Origin of the sequence: Clostridium sp., from assembly GCF_050717545.1 — a bacterium.
GTDB lineage: Bacteria > Bacillota > Clostridia > Clostridiales > Clostridiaceae > Clostridium_AD.
The window spans coordinates 1-18,225 of the sequence record NZ_JBOITN010000038.1; the positions used below are offsets into that span (position 1 = coordinate 1).

Below are 18,225 nucleotides of genomic sequence, written 5' to 3' on the forward strand. Positions count from 1 at the left end.
TCTTTTTCGGTAAATAATATTTTACTCATTTGCCACCATCCAATCTATATATAAATTATACAAAAAAAGCACCTATAATCCAAACACTTTTTTTTCAAGTGTCCTTCCTATAGGTACCATTATAAAACTCTATAGAGTTATACGCTACTTTTTTATATTTCAATAAAGAGTTAACTTTATTCTTCACCAAATTTATTAGCTACGATTAGTAATAATGCATCCATAGCTTCTTTTTCATCTACGCCTTCTGTAATAATTTTAATTTCTTCACCTTTTTTAAGTCCTAAACTCATTATGTTTATTATAGATTTTGCATTTGCGGTTCCGCTACCATGAACGATACTAACATTAGCTTTAAATTTACTTGCAGTTTTTACAAAAATTGAAGCTGGTCTTGCATGTAATCCTTGTTCATTCAATATTTTAACGATATTCTCCATTGATAAAACCTCCTAGAATTTAGATATTTAATTAGTTCTTATAGCCTTTATGATATCCTTAAAACACCTAAAAATACCTAATTTTAATGACAATTGTTATAACTGTAATAATTTAGTTTAAAAGGAACAAGATGTAAACCTTTTACAATATTTAAATTTATATTACTTAAATAGTATAACATAAATTCATCTCATTTAATTGTGATTTATTTATAATTAACTTGATTATTTTTAATTATTTTAAGTATATTTATTATAAGCTATTAAAATTTTATTGTTTACTATCATTATTTATTGTTTTACTTTACTATATAATTAAAACAAAATGAAATTATTTGTATAGGAGATTCAGGAAACGATAAGCAAATGATCGAATATGCAGGACTTGGGTTTGCTATGGGAAATGCATTTCCAGAAATCAAGGAGATTACTGATTACGTAACTTTAACAAATGAAGAGAATGGAGTTGCGTGCGTTATAAATAAGTTTATATTGGGAGAGTAGTTAGCTTGAAAAAAAATATTTTTAGGGTTATTATATATTACTAAGGAAGGATGATAATATGAAAAAAATAAATTTTGCAATAGTAGGTTATGGTGGTATAGCGAGAACTCATGCATTGGGAGTTTATGATGCTAACTTAAAATTTTCACTTGGATATGAATTAAATTTAAAATATATAGTAACTAGAAAACCGGCTAAATTTCCTGTAAGCGGTGTAAAAAATGTTACTGACATTTACGAAGTGCTTAAGGATGAAGAAATTGATTTTATAGATATATGTACTCCAAATGATTCTCATTTTGATATTGTAAAAAAAGCAGTGAAATATGGTAAAGCGATCTATTGTGAAAAACCACTGGCGGCGAATGTTAAAGACGCTACGACGATGGTTAATTTAGTTAAGGAAAATAATATAATGAATTCTGTAGCTTTAGTTTATAGATTTATGCCAGCACTTGCCTTATTAAAATGGGAACTTGCTAGCGGGGGTATAGGAAAAGTTATAGATTTTAAGGTGAGAACTTATCATGACAGTTATTTAAATGAGAAGAAAAAGGACACTTGGAGGACCAGAAAAAATTCTGGAGGGGGAGCACTACTTGATTTAGGGGTTCACTTAATTGACATGATACAATTTACTATGGGTGATATAGAGGAGGTAGAGGCAAAAACTAGGATTTATTTTGAAGATAGATCAGAAGTTGATGAAATTGCTAGTTGTGATTTCATTTTAAAAGATGGAGTCCGTGGAAGCCTTGAGGTTTCAAGAGTTTTCACTGAGAGGGAACAAACAGACGATTACGTAGTTTATGGCAGCGGTGGTAGCATAAAAATTAATTTCAATAATCCTTATGAAATTGAAATATATGATTACAAAACAAATTCAACTATGATAAAAAATGTACCAGCAGGGGATGAATTATTAAAATATTATGCTGATAAAAGAAACTCATTAGGTTTTTTCCAAAATTGCCATACATCATCTATTATAAATTTTGCAAATAAGATTTTTAACAAGAAAGATTCTAATGAATGCACAGAGGGTAGTGAGGCAGATTTTGAGGATGCACTAAAATGTCAGAGAATAATTGATAAAGTGTATAAGAGGTAATATGAAATGAAAAAAGAGGGCAAGTGTTCCACGATTTAATTTACATAAATGCTATATAAAAATTTCCTAGAATACTTGGCTACGCTTAAACAGATTATCATTTAATACTACGATAGAATTAAAAATCCTAGGAAAAAATCTGTTTTTGTGATATATTTATTAGAATATAGGGAAAACTTACAAATAAGCTAGATTAAAAGGAAGGTAGCAAATATGGAAAATATAACCAATTCATCAAACTTTATAAAAAATATTGTTACAGAAGATATAGAGAGTGGAAAACATAAAAAAATTATAACAAGGTTTCCACCTGAGCCAAACGGATATTTGCATATTGGACATGCAAAATCAATTATTTTAAACTTTGAATTAGCGGATCAATTTGGAGGTAAGACAAATCTGCGTTTTGATGACACTAATCCAGCAAAAGAAGACAAAGAATTTGTGGCTTCCATAGAAGAAGACGTTAGATGGCTAGGGTACGAATGGGATAATTTATATTTTGCATCAAACTATTTCGATGAGATGTATAAGCGCGCAGAATTATTAATTAGAAAAGGTAAAGCTTATGTCTGTGATTTAACAGCTGAAGAGATGAAGGAGTACAGAGGTACTTTAAGAGAGCCTGGCAAAGTTAGTCCATACATAAATAGAACTGCCCAAGAAAACTTAGACTTATTTGATCGTATGAGAAAAGGTGAGTTCAAAGATGGCGAAAAAGTTTTAAGAGCTAAAATTGATATGAATTCTCCTAATATGAATATGAGAGATCCAATAATTTATCGTATATCTCACGCTGTGCATCATAATACAGGAGATAAATGGTGTATTTATCCTATGTATGATTATGCTCATCCATTAGAAGATGCAATTGAAGGGATAACTCATTCAATATGTACTCTAGAATTTGAGGATCATCGGCCACTATATGATTGGGTTGTAGAAAACTGTGAAATGGAAAGCATACCAAGACAAATAGAGTTCGCAAGACTTAATATAACAAATACTGTAATGAGTAAAAGGAATCTTAAGCAATTAGTAGATGATGAAATCGTTGATGGTTGGGATGATCCACGTATGCCAACTGTAGCGGGACTTCGCAGGAGAGGTTATACTCCAGAATCTATACGCAATTTTTGCAGAGAAATTGGAGTTGCAAAATCTAGTAGTACAGTAGATGCTCAGCTACTCGAGCATTTTATAAGAGAAGATCTAAGCCCTAAAACGCTTAGAACTATGGCAGTTATAAGGCCACTCAAAGTAGTTATTACAAATTATCCAGAAACTCAAGTGGAAATGCTTGAAATTGAGAATAATCAAGACGACCCATCAATGGGAACTCGTCAAGTTTCATTCTCAAGAGAGATATATATAGAACAAGAAGATTTCATGGAAAACCCTCCAAAGAAATATTTCAGGTTGTTTGTAGGAAATGAAGTAAGGCTCAAGGGCGCATACTTTATAAAATGTAATGAAATGATTAAAGATGAAGATGGAAATGTATGCGAAATTCATTGTACTTATGATAAAGAGACTAAGAGTGGCAGTGGATTTACAGGTAGAAAAGTTAAAGGTACAATTCATTTTGTAGATGCAGTAAATGCATTGCCAGCAGAGTTTAGATTATATGAACCATTAATTTTGGACGAAAAACAAGAAGAGGGAAAAACTTTTTTAGATCAAATAAACCCAGATTCAATTGAGATTTTGCAAGGGTTTGTTGAGCCTAATATGAAAGAATCAAAATCTGGTGATAGTTTCCAATTTTTCAGACATGGATATTTTAATGTAGATTCTAAATACGCAACAAATGATAAATTAGTGTTTAATAGAATAGTATCATTAAAAAGTTCATTTAAAATCAAAAAATAAAAAAGATAATAGCGTATTAATTATATATAATTAATACGCTATTTTTAGTTGGTAAACTATGGATTATGTATAATATTGAATAACGAATTTAAGGATACAGAACATAATTTAAGACTTATTTTGGTAAGTCTTCTTTTTATGTTATATAATATAATATATATTCGTTACAAAGTATATAATATGAATTTTATGAAAAATAATTATTTGATAATATTAATAAAAAATGTTGACAAATAAATACGAAGGTAATATATTATCTTTATAGGTAACGTGTTACTTATATGTGAAGTATATTATAAGTATAGAGGAAGGAAGTTAATTATGAGTAAGGTTGAGAAGATGAGTGATAGGCAATATTTATTTGGAATGATTTTCATAGTGGCTAACAGAGTGGATACTATGCTTGAAAGAGAATTTAAACGATTTTCTTCTAGTTTCTGTTTTCTATGCTTCAAAAGGAAATAAAACATTATCTATTTTTTCGGCACTTATTTTTTTTGTTAAAAACATTAATGTAGACTTTAAAAATTGGTTTACGCAAAAAACACCAACTAAAACAATTGGGATTTTTTTATTCATAGTAGCTTCCATGTTCACTGCTATGTGGCTCGCGGGTTCCCTTCCCGCAGCTTTAACTAATACAGCACCAGAGAACATAATAAAGGACAATTTATTTACAAGTCCGGTTCAGGTTTTGGACTTTTCTTTTTACTTGCCATTAATGTTTATTTCTTCTGTCATGGTGTTTAAAAAGAAAACACTGGGGTATATTCTTGCACCAATGATGCTAGTTTTTACGATATTAACCAATGTGAATATTATCTGTTTAACCGTTATTACAATGCAAAGGACCTCTTCTAATAGTATATTAATGATAATCGCATTTTGTATATTTGCATTTATTTGTATATGGTTTTTATATTTATTCCTTAAAAATATTTCAGATAGTTCACAAAACGCGGAAAGTTTATAAAAATATAAATTAAGGGAAGCTCAAATTTTGAGCTTCCCTTAAAAATGTTTTCTTATAATAATTTAGTTTCGATTTCTTCATTGATTCTTGTAATAAATGATTCTAGGGCAATGGCACCTTCATCATCATTTCTACGGCTTCTAACAGAAACTTCACCTAGTGCTGCTTCTTTTTCACCAACTATTAGTAGGAAAGGAGCTCTTTGATTGCGAGCTTCACGAATTTTATATCCAATTTTTTCTGCCCTAAAGTCAGCCTCTACTCTAATTTTTGACTCTTTTAATTTAGCTACTACCTCTTGTGCATAGTCATGATATTTTTCGGAAATAGGTAATACTTTAACTTGTAGTGGTGCAAGCCAAGTTGGGAAAGCACCAGCATATTTTTCTATAAGCATTGCAAGTGTTCTTTCATAACAACCAATAGAAGTTCTATGGATAACATAAGGACGTTTTTTAACTCCGTCTTTATCAATATAACTCATGTTAAATCTATCTGGTAATTGGAAGTCAATTTGCACTGTAATTATAGTATCTTCTTTACCGTAAACATTTTTGAACTGTAGGTCAAGCTTAGGGCCGTAGAAAGCAGCTTCGCCAATAGCTTCTTTATAGTCTATTTTAAGATCATCTAGTATAACTTTCATTTTAGATTCAGTTAGTGCCCAAGCTTCTGGGTTATCAATATATTTTTCCCTATTATTAGGGTCCCATTTAGAAAATCTGAAACTGATATCATCTTCAATTCCAAATGTTTTCAGCATAAAGTGAATTAAATCAACAACACCTTTGAATTCGTCTTCTAATTGCTCAGCAGTTACAACCAAATGACCCTCCGAAATAGTGAACTGACGTACTCTTGTAAGGCCATGCATTTCACCAGAGGACTCATTTCTAAATAATGTTGAAGTTTCTGCATATCTAATTGGAAGATCGCGGTAACTTTTTTGATCTGCATTATAAATTGTAAATTGGAATGGACATGTCATAGGTCTAAGTGCCATAATGTCCTCGCCCTTAGATTCATCTCCAAGGACAAACATTCCATCTTTATAATGATCCCAATGACCAGATACTTTATATAGCTCGCTTTTAGCCATTAGTGGAGTTTTAGTTAAGACATATCCTCTTTTTTCTTCCTCATCTTCAACAAAACGTTGTAATAACTGAATTACCTTTGCACCATTCGGCATAAGAAGAGGTAATCCTTGACCTATCATTTCTGATGTAGTAAAGAACTTGAGCTCACGTCCAAGTTTGTTATGATCTCTCTTCTTAGCATCTTCCATTTTCTCGATATGAGCATCTAAATCTGATTTTTTAGTGAAGGCAGTTCCATATATACGGCTGAGCATTTTGTTTTTCTCATTACCTCTCCAGTAAGCTCCAGCAACTTGAGTAAGTTTAAATGCTTTCACATATTTTGTAGACATTAAATGTGGGCCTGCGCAAAGGTCTGTAAATTCACCATGTTTGTAGAACGATAAAGATGTGTCATTTGGCAAATCTTCAATTAATTGAACTTTGAAATTTTCATCCCGTTCTCCCATAAAAGCAATGGCTTCAGCTCTTGAGAGCTCAAATCTTTCTATTGGTAAATTTTCTTTAACAATTTTCTTCATCTCCGCTTCAATTAGTTTAATGTCATCGGCTGAGAAAGAATCCTGCTTATCAAAATCATAATAGAAACCATCGTCGATTGCTGGTCCAATGGCAAGTTTTGCAGCAGGAAATAATCTTTTTACTGCTTGAGCTAAAATATGACAAGCTGTATGCCTAAAGGCTTTTTTACCTTCTTCGCTGTCAAAAGTTAATATACTAACATCGCAGTCCTCATTTACAACGTATCGTAAATCTTGGACTTTACCATTAACTGTTCCAGCACAAGCAACTCTTGCAAGTCCCTCGCTAATATCTTTAGCAATTTCAAATACAGTCATTTCTGATTCATAGCACTTAATTGAACCATCTTTTAATTTAATATTAATCATGTGAATTACTCCTTTCGTTAATCTGGACTATTTAAATTTGAATTTATAAAATTAATAAGTTTGAAAATATTATTCACAAAGTATTGTGGATTTTTGAAATTATAAGCTATTCTAAACTTTAGTTTATAAAATTTTATTTTATAAACTAAAAAAATCCCGTCCCAATTCTAGCTATAGAAAAGGGACGAGATTATAAATTCCCGCGGTTCCACCCAAATTGTTTATTAAAATAAACCACTTAATAATTATAACGGAATTACCGGACTTTATTAGAATCACTCGGAGGTGGTCTTCGGATATGAACACTTAAGAATACTTCCAGCTAAGGTATTCCTTCTCTGTAAATGTTTCATGGCTTACTTTCCTCTTCATAGTATTAATTTATTATGTTAACATTAATTATAGCACTGTGAAAATAAAAATGTCAAGTTTGTAATTTAATATATATAAAAAATGTAAAATAGTTGGAAAGAAATAAATGTATATTCTTAAAAACTATTAATAAAAACAAAAAATGTACGATAAGTAAGAGTACGATACTAATGTTAAACATTTGATTTATAAATGCGATAGGGGGATTCTACGTGTGGGTGAGGATAAAAATATATGAATAAGACCATGAGAAAAAAATTAACAAATAGAATTGAAACATTAAATACGGATACATTATTACGAGATGATGTTGAACTTAAAAGGTTACCGATTAAAGTAACTATGGTATATGCTATAATTGGCGGGCTTTGGGTGATGTTTTCAGATAGGGTTTTAAATATGCTAGTTGAAAGTAAATCACTAATGGTTAAGATACAAACAATTAAAGGATTTGGTTTTGTACTTATATCATCTTTTATAATATATTTTTTAATTAGTGAACTTAGTAAAAAAAGTAAGATGTGGTCTCATAAATTAAAAGAAAATTATCAAGAAATACAATCGACTTACATGCAATTAATAGATGTAGAAGAAGAGTTAAGAGCGCAGTATGACAAACTAAATGAAAAACAAATAATGATTGAAAAAGGTGAAGATCGGTATAAATTGGCTTTAGAGGGAGCAAATGATGCTATTTGGGAAATTGATCTTAAAAGCAAAGAATTTTTTTCCTCAGATAAATTTAAGGATATTACAGGATACGATATAAAGGATATATCTTCATCAGAATATTTAATAAATTTAATTACCCAGGAGCATAGAGAAATTGCACTAGATAATTTTAATAATTACATTAGTGGGAAGATATTGCATTATCGAAGTAGCCTAAGAATTAAGGTTAATGGTGGAGGAGAAAAGTGGGTTTTAGTAAGAGGTAAATGTCTAAGAAATAAAGATGGGGTTGCAACTAAAATGTCAGGCTCCATTACAGATATATCGAGACAAATGGATTTTGAAGAAAAAATTAATAGATTAAAGTATTATGATATATTAACTGATATACCGAATAGGCATTTTTTTATTAATACATTGAGAAATGAGATCATTAAGTCGAAGGATACAAAAATTAAACATGCTGTATTATTTATTGATTTAGATAACTTTAAAGAAATTAATGACTCTATTGGTCATGAATATGGAGACGAATTATTAAAAAATGTTGCAATATTGTTTAAAGATTCTATTAGACAAGGGGATCTTGTATCTAGAGTAGGTGGGGATGAGTTTTTTATTTTAATGAGAAATATTGATGAATATTCAGAGATAAGCGCCTGTTGCGAAAAGCTGCAAAGTATGTTAAAAAGTGAAATAAGAATAGACGATAAGTATGTATATACTTCAGCAAGTATAGGCATCACGGTATTCCCTATTGATGGTGATCAAACAAGTGTATTATTAAAAAATGCCGATACAGCAATGTATAGCGCAAAATGTAATGGTAAAGGTAGGTGTTCTTTTTTTAATAAGAGTATGAGCGATGTAGTGGTAAGACGCGCTGGAATAGAAAAAGGATTAAGGAATGCTTTGAAAAATAATGAACTAGAAATCCATTATCAACCGCAAATAGATATTATAAATAACAAAATAAAAGGTTTTGAAGCGCTTTTAAGATGGGATAGTCCAATGCTTGGCTCAATATCTCCAATGGAATTTATACCTGTTGCAGAGAAAAGTGGACTTTTAATTGCTATGGGTGACTGGATTATTAAGACAGTATGTCATCAAAATAATATATGGAAAAGCAAGGGGTATGTATATGATACTATTGCAATAAATTTATCTTCGATTCAGCTTGAAAATCAAAAATTTGAAGATAATTTAAAAAATCTTATAATAGAGTCGAAAATTGATCCTAAATTTATGGAACTTGAGATTACAGAAAGCGTTTTAATGAAGGATTTTGATAAAAATGTTAAACTGCTTACGGGAATTAGAGAATTAGGAATAAACATTGCTTTAGATGATTTTGGAACAGGATATTCTTCGCTTAGTTATTTAAAACAGTTGCCTATAAACACATTAAAAATAGATAAGTCATTTATAGATAATATTGTTACAAATGAGAGAGAAAGAGCTATTTTAGATGGAATAATCAATCTTGCACAAAAGATTGATTTAAATGTTGTTGCGGAGGGTGCAGAAACAAAGGAACAAATCAATATACTCCAAAAAATGGGATGTAATCAAATACAAGGGTATTATTTCAGCAAACCACTTCCAGCTTATGAAATAGAGGAGAAATTCTTAAAAACAAATTGGATTCAACCTTATAACTAGATGGGTAATGAGTGGGAACCCTTGGTAAACATTGGGAGCGGGAAACCTTAAACCTTGAGGGACGGTTATAAACCTTTATTTATTTAAACCTTAAACCTTGAGGTAAGCCTTGAGGGACAGTTAACAACTAATCGTTCAACTAATGGTTATATATTTGGCTAAAAGAGAGAAACATTGGGGACGGTTAACAACTAATGATTAGATTTTGCCAAACCCCTTGGGGGACGGTTAACAACTAATGATCGACTAAGATTACAAGTGGGGCCAAAATGGTGGGGACGGTTAACAATTAATAAGATAATTGTTAACCGTTTTAAAATATCATGAGAAATTTACAAATGGATAATCTTCATAAGAATTACATAAGTTTTTGATACAGTTATTTATATTTGGATGATTTTCAGCTATCATAGGTTGTGATAGGAATTGTTCACTGATTTTATAGCTAATAAAATGTAGGTAGTGGGGGATTTAATTTTATCAACTAAAAACACCAAGCAGCCCCGCAAAAGCTGGGGACGGTTAACAAACTTTTAGCTTTCGCTTAAATGAAAATAGTGAATGACAGTTAAAAATAAATATTTATTTAGTCAGCTTTCATAAAGAAGAAGATTTTTGGGAAACTAAAATAGAAATAGAACACATTAAGTAACTATCAACTTTTAAGAAGGTGGTATAAGCATGGATAATATATTAATAATTGAGGATGAAGAAAAGGTATCTGAAATACTGAAAGCATATCTTGAAAAAGAAGGTTATAGCGTGTATTGCACTACAAAGGGACTAGATGGAATTAAACTTTTTGACAAAAATAACTTTAGTTTAGTTATATTGGACCTAATGCTACCGGATATATCTGGTGAAGAAGTGTGCACCGTGCTAAGGAATATTTCTGAGGTACATATCTTCATGCTCACAGCTAAAAGTACCTTAGAGGATAGAATAGAGGGTCTAAACCTTGGAGCAGATGAATATTTGGTTAAGCCTTTTAGTCCACGAGAGTTAACTGCAAGAGTAAATGCTTTATTTAGAAGAATTAATATAAATAAATTTGAATCAAAAGTTTATAGTAATGGTGATTTAGAGATTAATTTTGATAAAAGAACAGTTAAGATACGTGGAGTAGAAATAAGTCTAACGCCAAATGAATTTGATATAGTACATATTTTATCAGCCAGCAGGGGAAAAGTATTTACAAGAGAACAGCTTATTGAGAGAATTATGGGAATAGATTTTCAAGGGTTTGATAGAACAATAGATGTGCACATTAAAAATATACGTAAAAAAATGGAAGAAGATAGTAGAAATCCTAAATATATAATAACCGTAACCAGAATTGGTTATAAATTTGGTGGTGATTAATCCATGCAAAGCATAAGAAAGAGATTAAGTATTATTTTGGTTTGTACTGCTATATTGGCGCTTTTCTTGTCCACAGTTTTAGTGAATATAGCTATATCAAAAACTTTTAACAAGTATTTGGTGGAGATACAAGATAGAAGAAATACTAGGATAGTCACATATTTAGAAGATGTATATAAGAAAAATGATACCTGGTCAGGAACTTCAGGAATAGAAATTACTCATGAAGCCTATATGAGCAGCTATTGCCTTACGCTTAAGGATAAAAATAAAAAAGTTGTTTGGGGAATGAATGCTAATGACATACTTAATAATAACGATACTGTAATGAATGTTAAAAATGGAGGAGTTTATACGTCAAGAACTTTTGAAATAGTGGCGAGTGGCAAAATTGTAGGATTTATAGATATAGGTCAATATGCCCCAGTGCTACTATCTGAAGAAGATGTAAATTTTAAAATATCAATAAATAATAGCATTATTATAAGTGTTGTACTTTCTATTTTAATAACAATATTAATTAGTATATTTATTTCAAAACAATTTTCTTATCCTCTTAAGGAGGTTTCGAAGGTTTCAGTTTACCTTTCAAATGGGAACTATAAGGAAAGGTCTCATGGCGAGAGCAGTATTCTAGAAATCGAGGATCTAAGAAATAGTATAAATACACTTGGAGAAAAGCTTGAGCATCAGGATTTGCTTAGAAAGAGGTTAATATCGGATATATCTCATGAAGTTAGAACACCGCTCAATATTCTTCAGAACAACTTTGAGGCCATGATTGATGGTGTTTTTCCAGTAGACAATGAGAGATTAACATATCTTAACGAAGAGGTTATTAGATTTGGAAAGCTAATTGACAATTTTAATGTTTTAAAAGAGGTTGAAGGCGAAAAAATGAAGTTAAATATTGAACAAATTTCATTAAATGAAGTCCTTTATCCAGTTGTAAAAGAGTTTAAACTAATTGCAGAAAATAAAAATATAAACATGACACTAGAATGCAGCGAGAGTAAACAATATAATATTTTAGGTGACAGGGACAAAATAAAACAAGTAATTATTAATTTACTCTCAAATGCAGTTAAATTTACTCCGGAGCAAGGGGAAATTAATATTACATTAAAAGAAATTAGGGAAAAAATCTTTTTGAAAATAGAAGATACAGGAATTGGCATAAGTGAGGAAGATTTACCTTATATATTCGAGAGACTCTATAGAGGAGATAAAAGTAGACATGAAATAGAGGGTTCCGGTATAGGTCTAACCATTGTGCAGAATATATTAAAACTTCATAAGGCAGGCATAGAAGTGAAGAGTGAAAAGGGCAGAGGATGCGTTGTAATTGTGAAATTTAATAAGGTTTTGCGATTGCCATGATCGTTATACTCAATAAACAAATTGAGTGGGATTAAAGATGGTACAATTTAAAACTAGGGAAAACCATTAGGGGGCCAGCTGGGACAGGCAGGAATTAGCAGGGACGGTTAACAAACAAGTAACAAATGGGGGAATAGCTAAATAAGAAAGAGTAGTTAATAATTATCAATTGTTAACTGCTTTTTCTTGGGGTTAGGGGGGGTATTGCCACGAGAGTGATTACTCAAAATGAGTTTATCCATTATCCACAAAAGACTTTTTAAGTGATTGGGGACGGTTAACAAACAATTGCTTGATTGGGGACGGTTAACAAACAATTAAAAAACACAATTCATTTAGGGCTTGTCCAGTTTCAACATAATGAAAACGAATTTCAATTTTATCTCGAATTTAATTAATCAACCATATTCAATCATTTTTAATGTACAACCTTAAGTTAAGTGTTGCATTCATTAATATGAATGCTTTAATATTAACTTTCACTAAGTATAAGATTTAATAAAATCGCCAATGATATTTCCATATTTTTCTTCTGCTAAAATCAAGCCTATTCCAATAGTGCTGAGCTTTGATATCCTAGCCTGCGTTATGTTACCAAGTGCAGTAGATATATCGCTTGATTTAAAATTGCATAAGCTTCTCATTAAGACAACAGTTAATGCTTTTGCATGTACAAGTTTTCTACTGTACTTCATAAAAATATGAAGCTTCGATATATTCATTTTTGACGCTATGAATTCTATTATATCCTCCGCTTTGAAATCTCTTACAAGTATTTTTCTTCCTCCATTATAATCGGTTTTTTCATCTTCAAACTCAATTTCTTCATTCAACTTCTCTTCATTAGATTTGAAAATAAGGGCATAATAATCCTTTCTTGCAATTTTAACGTTATTTCCAAATAGACTCATAATGAATCCAGAATCAACTAACTTAGAATGGTCAGGTCTCTGTCCCAAAACGATTGATAAACTAGAAAATGCATATTCCTCAGGGCAATTTTTAAATTTACCTATGGCTGTAGGATTGTTATGTACATATAATGATAAAGTCTTTAAATATGTTTCATTAGCAACTATTTTGCTCTTAAATCTATCTCTAAAAAGATGACCATGTCTCTTATGTCTTCTATTAAAATACATTGCATAGGAAAAATTTATCCCGTGCATCACCTTAGAAATATCTGATCCGTTAGCATCGATTATCAAATGTAGATGGTTATCCATAAGACAGTACCCATAAAGCTTAAATTCATAAAGAATTTTATATTTCTTAATATAAGATAAATACCTTTCTTTATCCTGGTCATCCTTGAATAAATCTACCTCGGTGACACTTTTGCACATAATATGATAAATAGACTCGTCACTTTTTAATCTAAATGTTCTTGCCATAGAAAATCACCCTTCCTCATAAGCTTTTATTAGGATTATTGCCTAAGGTTTAAAATGATATTCATACTTCCTCTTCTTCTTATTTCCTTTTCTTATTCTTCTTATTTCCTTTTCTTATTCTTTCTTTTTTCTTATTGTTTTATTATTGTTTTATTATTAACTGTCCCTACTATTACCTACTATTACAATTGTTACAATTGGCCCTGTTTTTCTATTTTTTAAAATTAATGTTTATTGCATTAAGCCACATGATAAGCCACATAATATCGACAGTCCCCAAGCATTAAATAAACATTATTATTAACCGTCCCTAACTTAACCTAACTTTATTATTGCTATATTATTGCTATATTATTGCTATATATTGTTATATTAATGAATCAAATGATTTTTAAATGTTCATTAATTAATACGTTAGAAAAAATACAAATTTAGAGAAATATAAGGTATAATGTAAATAAGAAGAAATATTTACAAATTACAAGTGGAATTTATAAAAATAATACACTAAAAACGATATCATTAGCAATAAAAGGGATATGCAACAGTAGGAAATCTGAGAATATCAGTTATTATAGAGAAAAATAGGGGAGGTGGATAGATGAAAAGTAATAATGTTATCATTGTACTAGCAATAACGGCATTTTTTGCAACAGTGAATGTAAGTAAACAGCAGGTAGCAGCTAGTGGAAATATACCAACGTTTAACTATGTACCTACAAATGATAAAAGTAATAATTATGGAATATCTCAAGTCACATCTGAAGGTGAAAAATCACTAGAGTACATCCAAACTAAAGCAACTGAAAATCTTAAGCAACAAGTCCAATTAGATGCTTTAGAAAGAAAGATTAGAGCATTTGTAAGTGACGATATTAATAAATTTGGTATGGTCTACTATGACATAAATTCTAAGAAAACCATTGCAATAAATGCGGACAAGCAATTTGAAGCTGCCAGCACTGTAAAGGTACCTATAAATATGCTTATGTATGATATGGTTCAGGACGGGGAAATTGACATAAATGAAAAATTAAAATTTGAAAAGGTCGAGTTTGAGGAAGGTGCAGGAATACTTCAAGGAATGGATTTAAGTAAAGCTATTGCAATAAAAACCTTAAGCGATTTTTCAATAATATATTCTGATAATATAGCCATAAATATGATACTAAGAAGAGTGGGCGAAGAAAGAAGGTTCAATTATATTGAAAAGATCGTGGGTCATCCTATAGTTCATGAAGGAAACAATATTACAGCTAAGGATTATGTTAAAATCTTAGAAAGATTATATTCAAATCCTGAGAATAATACATATTATACGTCTATGATTGAAATTATGAAAAAAACGGAGTGCCATAATAGGATAGATAAGTACATTCCTCAAGAAATTGTAGCTCATAAGATGGGAAATTTTAATGAAACTGTAAACGATACAGCGATTGTATATAAAGATAATCCTTATATTCTTGTTGTTTTCACAGACGAAATTTTAGAGGCTAATGAAGTTATTGGACAAGTTTCTAAGATAGTATATGACGCGCAGAAGTAACAAAACTAAAGGGATAGTTAAAAACTAACTAGAAAAATAATTAAAAGTTACTAACCGTCCCTACAAATTTTTATAGACAAAACTAAAGGGACAGTTAAAAACTAACGAGAAAGACCAATCAAAAGTTATTAAACGTCCCTAACAATTTTTAGAATTTTTAGAAGAACTAAAGGGACAGAAAACCAAAGAGACAGTTAAAAATTAATCAAAATATTATTAATCAAAGATTGTTAACCGTCCCCAACTTTCCCTAACTTTCTCTTGCAAATAATAAAGACTTTTGTTTTAACAAATTTGTTAAAGCAAAAGTCTTTATTTAGTTAAAAATAAAATAAAATAAAATAAAAGGTAAAATAAAATAAAAAACTAAGCAGCGGGGAACAGGGTAAATCAATAAAGAGTTACATTAATGACTTCAGAAGGATATATAAGTAATGGTTACTTAACAGCCATAAAAAATAATCATCAACATAATTGTATTAAGGAGGAATTTCCTTCTGAAGTATCATTAATGATCTCAATATATTTTATGCCTGAAATAGGAAGTTGTTACAAGTATTTTTAGTTTATTTGAAAAATTGTAAAATTATTCTAAAAAAAGCCAATAGATATTTAATTTAATACTTAAATAATGTATAATGTAATTGAATCATAATTATATGGAAAGGTGTGATTTTAGGATGAATTATATAAAAAAATACGAAGAATGGTTAAATAACGAATTTTTTGATCAAGCAACTAGAGAAGAATTGAGATCGATATCAAATGACACGAAGGAAATTGAAGATAGATTTTATATGGATTTAGAGTTTGGAACTGCAGGACTAAGAGGTAAACTTGGTGCGGGACTTAATAGAATGAATTTATACATTATTTCAAGAGCAACTCAAGGACTTGCAGATTATATTAAGGATTATGGCAAGGAATATATGGATAGAGGAGTGGCAATAGCTTATGACTGCAGACATTTTTCAAAAGAATTTGCAGATAGAGCAGCACAAGTACTAGCTGCGAATGGTATAAAGGCTTATTTATTTGAAGAATTAAGACCTACACCAGAATTGTCTTATGCCGTAAGGACATTACACACGGCATCTGGTATAGTTGTAACTGCTAGTCATAACCCTCGTGAATACAACGGATACAAGGTATATTGGGAGGATGGTGCCCAGATATTATCATCAGTAGCAAAGGGAATAACCAATAAAATAAAGAGTATTACGGACTTTAGTACTATAGAAGTTATGGATATGGATGTAGCTAAGGAAAAAGGCTTAATAGTAATGCTTGGGAAAGCTATGGATGATGAATATACGCAAAAGGTATTGGGACTAGCGATAAGAGAAGACATAGATAAGGATATAAAAATTGTATACACTCCTCTAAATGGGACAGGAAATATGCCTGTAAGAAGAGTTTTAAGGGAAAGAGGTTTTAGTAATATAATTGTAGTACCAGAGCAAGAAAACCCAGATCCAGACTTTACAACAGTTGGATATCCGAATCCAGAAGATGTAAAAGCATTTAAATATGCACGAGAGCTTGGGAAAAAGGAAGATGCAGAATTATTAATAGCTACAGATCCAGATTGTGATAGGCTTGCAATAATGGTTAAGGGAGATAATGGTGAATATGTTGCCTTTAATGGTAATCAAACAGGAGCTATTCTTATAAAATATGTTATTGAAGGAATGAAGGAAAAAGGAACACTTCCTAGCAATGCGGCTATAGTAAAATCACTAGTAACAGGAGATTTAGGAAGAGCTATAGCTAAAAAATATGGTGTAAAAACTTTCGAAGTACTAACAGGATTTAAAAACATTTGCGAAAAGATCAATGATTTTAAGAGAGACAATAATAGTTATGAATTTATCTTTGGATATGAGGAGAGCATTGGTTATGTTGCAGGAACTTTCGTCCGTGATAAAGATGCAGTAATAGCTTCTATGCTTTTATGTGAAGCAGCGGCTTATTATAAATCAAAAGGAAAAACTTTAATAAATATATTAGATGAGATATACGAAGAGTTTGGATATTATAGAGAAGACCTAGTATCTCTAGTTCTAGAGGGAATAGAAGGACAAGAAAGAATTTCTAGAATGATGGTAGAATACAGAAAAGATTATCTAAAATCAATAGGAACTGCAAAACTTACAAAGATTATAGATTATGAAGCAGAAAAATCTTATGATATAGTGAGTGGTAAAGAGGAACCTAGTGGAATAGAAAAGTCTAATGTACTTAAATTCTATTTTGATGATGAGAGCTGGTATGCTGTAAGACCTTCAGGCACTGAACCTAAAATTAAAATATACATGTATTCTAAGGGGAAAACTTTAAAAGCCGGGGAAGAAAAATTGGTAGAAATGAAAGATGTAATTATAGCGAAACTTCAAACCACAAAATAAACATGTAAAAAACGTATAAAAAAGATATAAAGTTAAAACATGTATTAAAGGGATTCATGTAATGCCAGGTTGTATTCCACGGCATTATATGAATCCCTAAATATCTATATTATTATTTAATGTTTTGGATTAGCAGATACTATTTCTATAGCTTTTATAATAGCAGTAGTAACATCAATTATTTCCTGTTTATTAACTTCGGCGAGTGAACTTGTATATATCTCTCCTTGCTCAGAAACAATATATTTTGTAGACAAAGAGTTTAATGACAATGCCATAATATCTAATTTACATTTTTCGCATTTGCAAATATTATCATATCTTTTTAATATAGCGTCCATTCGCTTGGTTACTTCAATCTCAGAAAAGTTTATAAGCTTATACATTATAATCCTCCTAATATCTATTTATTAAATTATACGTATATGAATTATGTGTAAATTATAACACAAATAGTAAGAAACTTTAATTACTTTAACGATATTTCAGCTCCGCATGAGATAATTTCACTATAATGAAATACTTCCTGCGAT

General features: G+C 30.4%; 12 protein-coding genes, 1 pseudogene and 1 other annotated feature. Of the genes and pseudogenes, 9 read left to right on the forward strand and 4 right to left on the reverse strand.

Going from position 1 to position 18,225, the window contains the following annotated elements:
• Positions 1-176: 176 nt before the first annotated feature.
• The gene (locus ACREVX_RS13365) at positions 177-440 is read right to left on the reverse strand and encodes an HPr family phosphocarrier protein (RefSeq protein WP_431544681.1); all 264 of its coding nucleotides are present in this window, start codon (positions 438-440) and stop codon (positions 177-179) included.
• A 315-nt stretch (positions 441-755) separates the two neighbouring features.
• On the opposite strand from ACREVX_RS13365, the pseudogene ACREVX_RS13370 reads away from it, so the two are divergent.
• The 4 genes and pseudogenes from ACREVX_RS13370 to ACREVX_RS13385 form a co-directional block, all read left to right on the forward strand.
• A pseudogene (locus ACREVX_RS13370) lies at positions 756-944 on the forward strand (HAD hydrolase family protein); the annotation flags it as partial.
• 58 nt (positions 945-1,002) lie between these two features.
• Positions 1,003-2,055: a Gfo/Idh/MocA family protein gene (locus tag ACREVX_RS13375; protein ID WP_431544682.1), complete on the forward strand. Its 1,053-nt coding sequence runs from the start codon at positions 1,003-1,005 to the stop codon at positions 2,053-2,055.
• 213 nt (positions 2,056-2,268) lie between these two features.
• Complete coding sequence (locus ACREVX_RS13380; protein WP_431544683.1) at positions 2,269-3,927, forward strand: glutamine--tRNA ligase/YqeY domain fusion protein; 1,659 nt, start codon at positions 2,269-2,271, stop codon at positions 3,925-3,927.
• Positions 3,928-4,330: 403 nt separating this feature from the next.
• Positions 4,331-4,900, forward strand: a complete 570-nt coding sequence (locus ACREVX_RS13385; protein ID WP_431544684.1) for a hypothetical protein — start codon at positions 4,331-4,333, stop codon at positions 4,898-4,900.
• 52 nt (positions 4,901-4,952) lie between these two features.
• On the opposite strand, the gene thrS is transcribed toward ACREVX_RS13385, so the two are convergent.
• On the reverse strand, positions 4,953-6,890 hold the full coding sequence (thrS, locus tag ACREVX_RS13390; RefSeq protein WP_431544685.1) for a threonine--tRNA ligase: 1,938 nt from the start codon (positions 6,888-6,890) through the stop codon (positions 4,953-4,955).
• A gap of 177 nt (positions 6,891-7,067) precedes the next feature.
• Positions 7,068-7,271: a binding site (T-box leader), on the reverse strand.
• Between the two features lie 225 nt (positions 7,272-7,496).
• Here thrS and ACREVX_RS13395 point away from each other — a divergent pair.
• The 3 genes from ACREVX_RS13395 to ACREVX_RS13405 all read left to right on the forward strand — a co-directional run bounded on the left by ACREVX_RS13395 (position 7,497) and on the right by ACREVX_RS13405 (position 12,341).
• A complete protein-coding gene (locus tag ACREVX_RS13395; RefSeq protein WP_431544686.1) occupies positions 7,497-9,599 on the forward strand; it encodes a sensor domain-containing protein in 2,103 nt (700 codons plus the stop codon).
• A gap of 681 nt (positions 9,600-10,280) precedes the next feature.
• A complete protein-coding gene (locus tag ACREVX_RS13400; RefSeq protein WP_431544687.1) occupies positions 10,281-10,961 on the forward strand; it encodes a response regulator transcription factor in 681 nt (226 codons plus the stop codon).
• Positions 10,962-10,964: 3 nt separating this feature from the next.
• Positions 10,965-12,341 carry a sensor histidine kinase gene (locus tag ACREVX_RS13405; protein ID WP_431544688.1) on the forward strand — a complete coding sequence of 459 codons (1,377 nt, stop codon included), beginning with the start codon at positions 10,965-10,967 and terminating at the stop codon, positions 12,339-12,341.
• Between the two features lie 482 nt (positions 12,342-12,823).
• On the opposite strand, the gene ACREVX_RS13410 is transcribed toward ACREVX_RS13405, so the two are convergent.
• Positions 12,824-13,735, reverse strand: coding sequence for a transposase (locus ACREVX_RS13410; protein WP_431544689.1), 912 nt, complete (start codon positions 13,733-13,735; stop codon positions 12,824-12,826).
• 601 nt (positions 13,736-14,336) lie between these two features.
• Between ACREVX_RS13410 and ACREVX_RS13415 the strand changes: the two genes are divergently transcribed.
• Positions 14,337-15,284: a serine hydrolase gene (locus tag ACREVX_RS13415; RefSeq protein ID WP_431544690.1), complete on the forward strand. Its 948-nt coding sequence runs from the start codon at positions 14,337-14,339 to the stop codon at positions 15,282-15,284.
• Between the two features lie 680 nt (positions 15,285-15,964).
• Positions 15,965-17,692 (forward strand): phospho-sugar mutase, encoded by a 1,728-nt coding sequence (locus ACREVX_RS13420; RefSeq protein ID WP_431544691.1) that lies wholly within the window; start codon positions 15,965-15,967, stop codon positions 17,690-17,692.
• Between the two features lie 116 nt (positions 17,693-17,808).
• Here the strand turns inward: ACREVX_RS13420 and ACREVX_RS13425 are convergent, their stop codons facing one another.
• Complete coding sequence (locus ACREVX_RS13425; RefSeq protein ID WP_431544692.1) at positions 17,809-18,078, reverse strand: late competence development ComFB family protein; 270 nt, start codon at positions 18,076-18,078, stop codon at positions 17,809-17,811.
• Between the last annotated feature and the right edge of the window lie 147 nt (positions 18,079-18,225).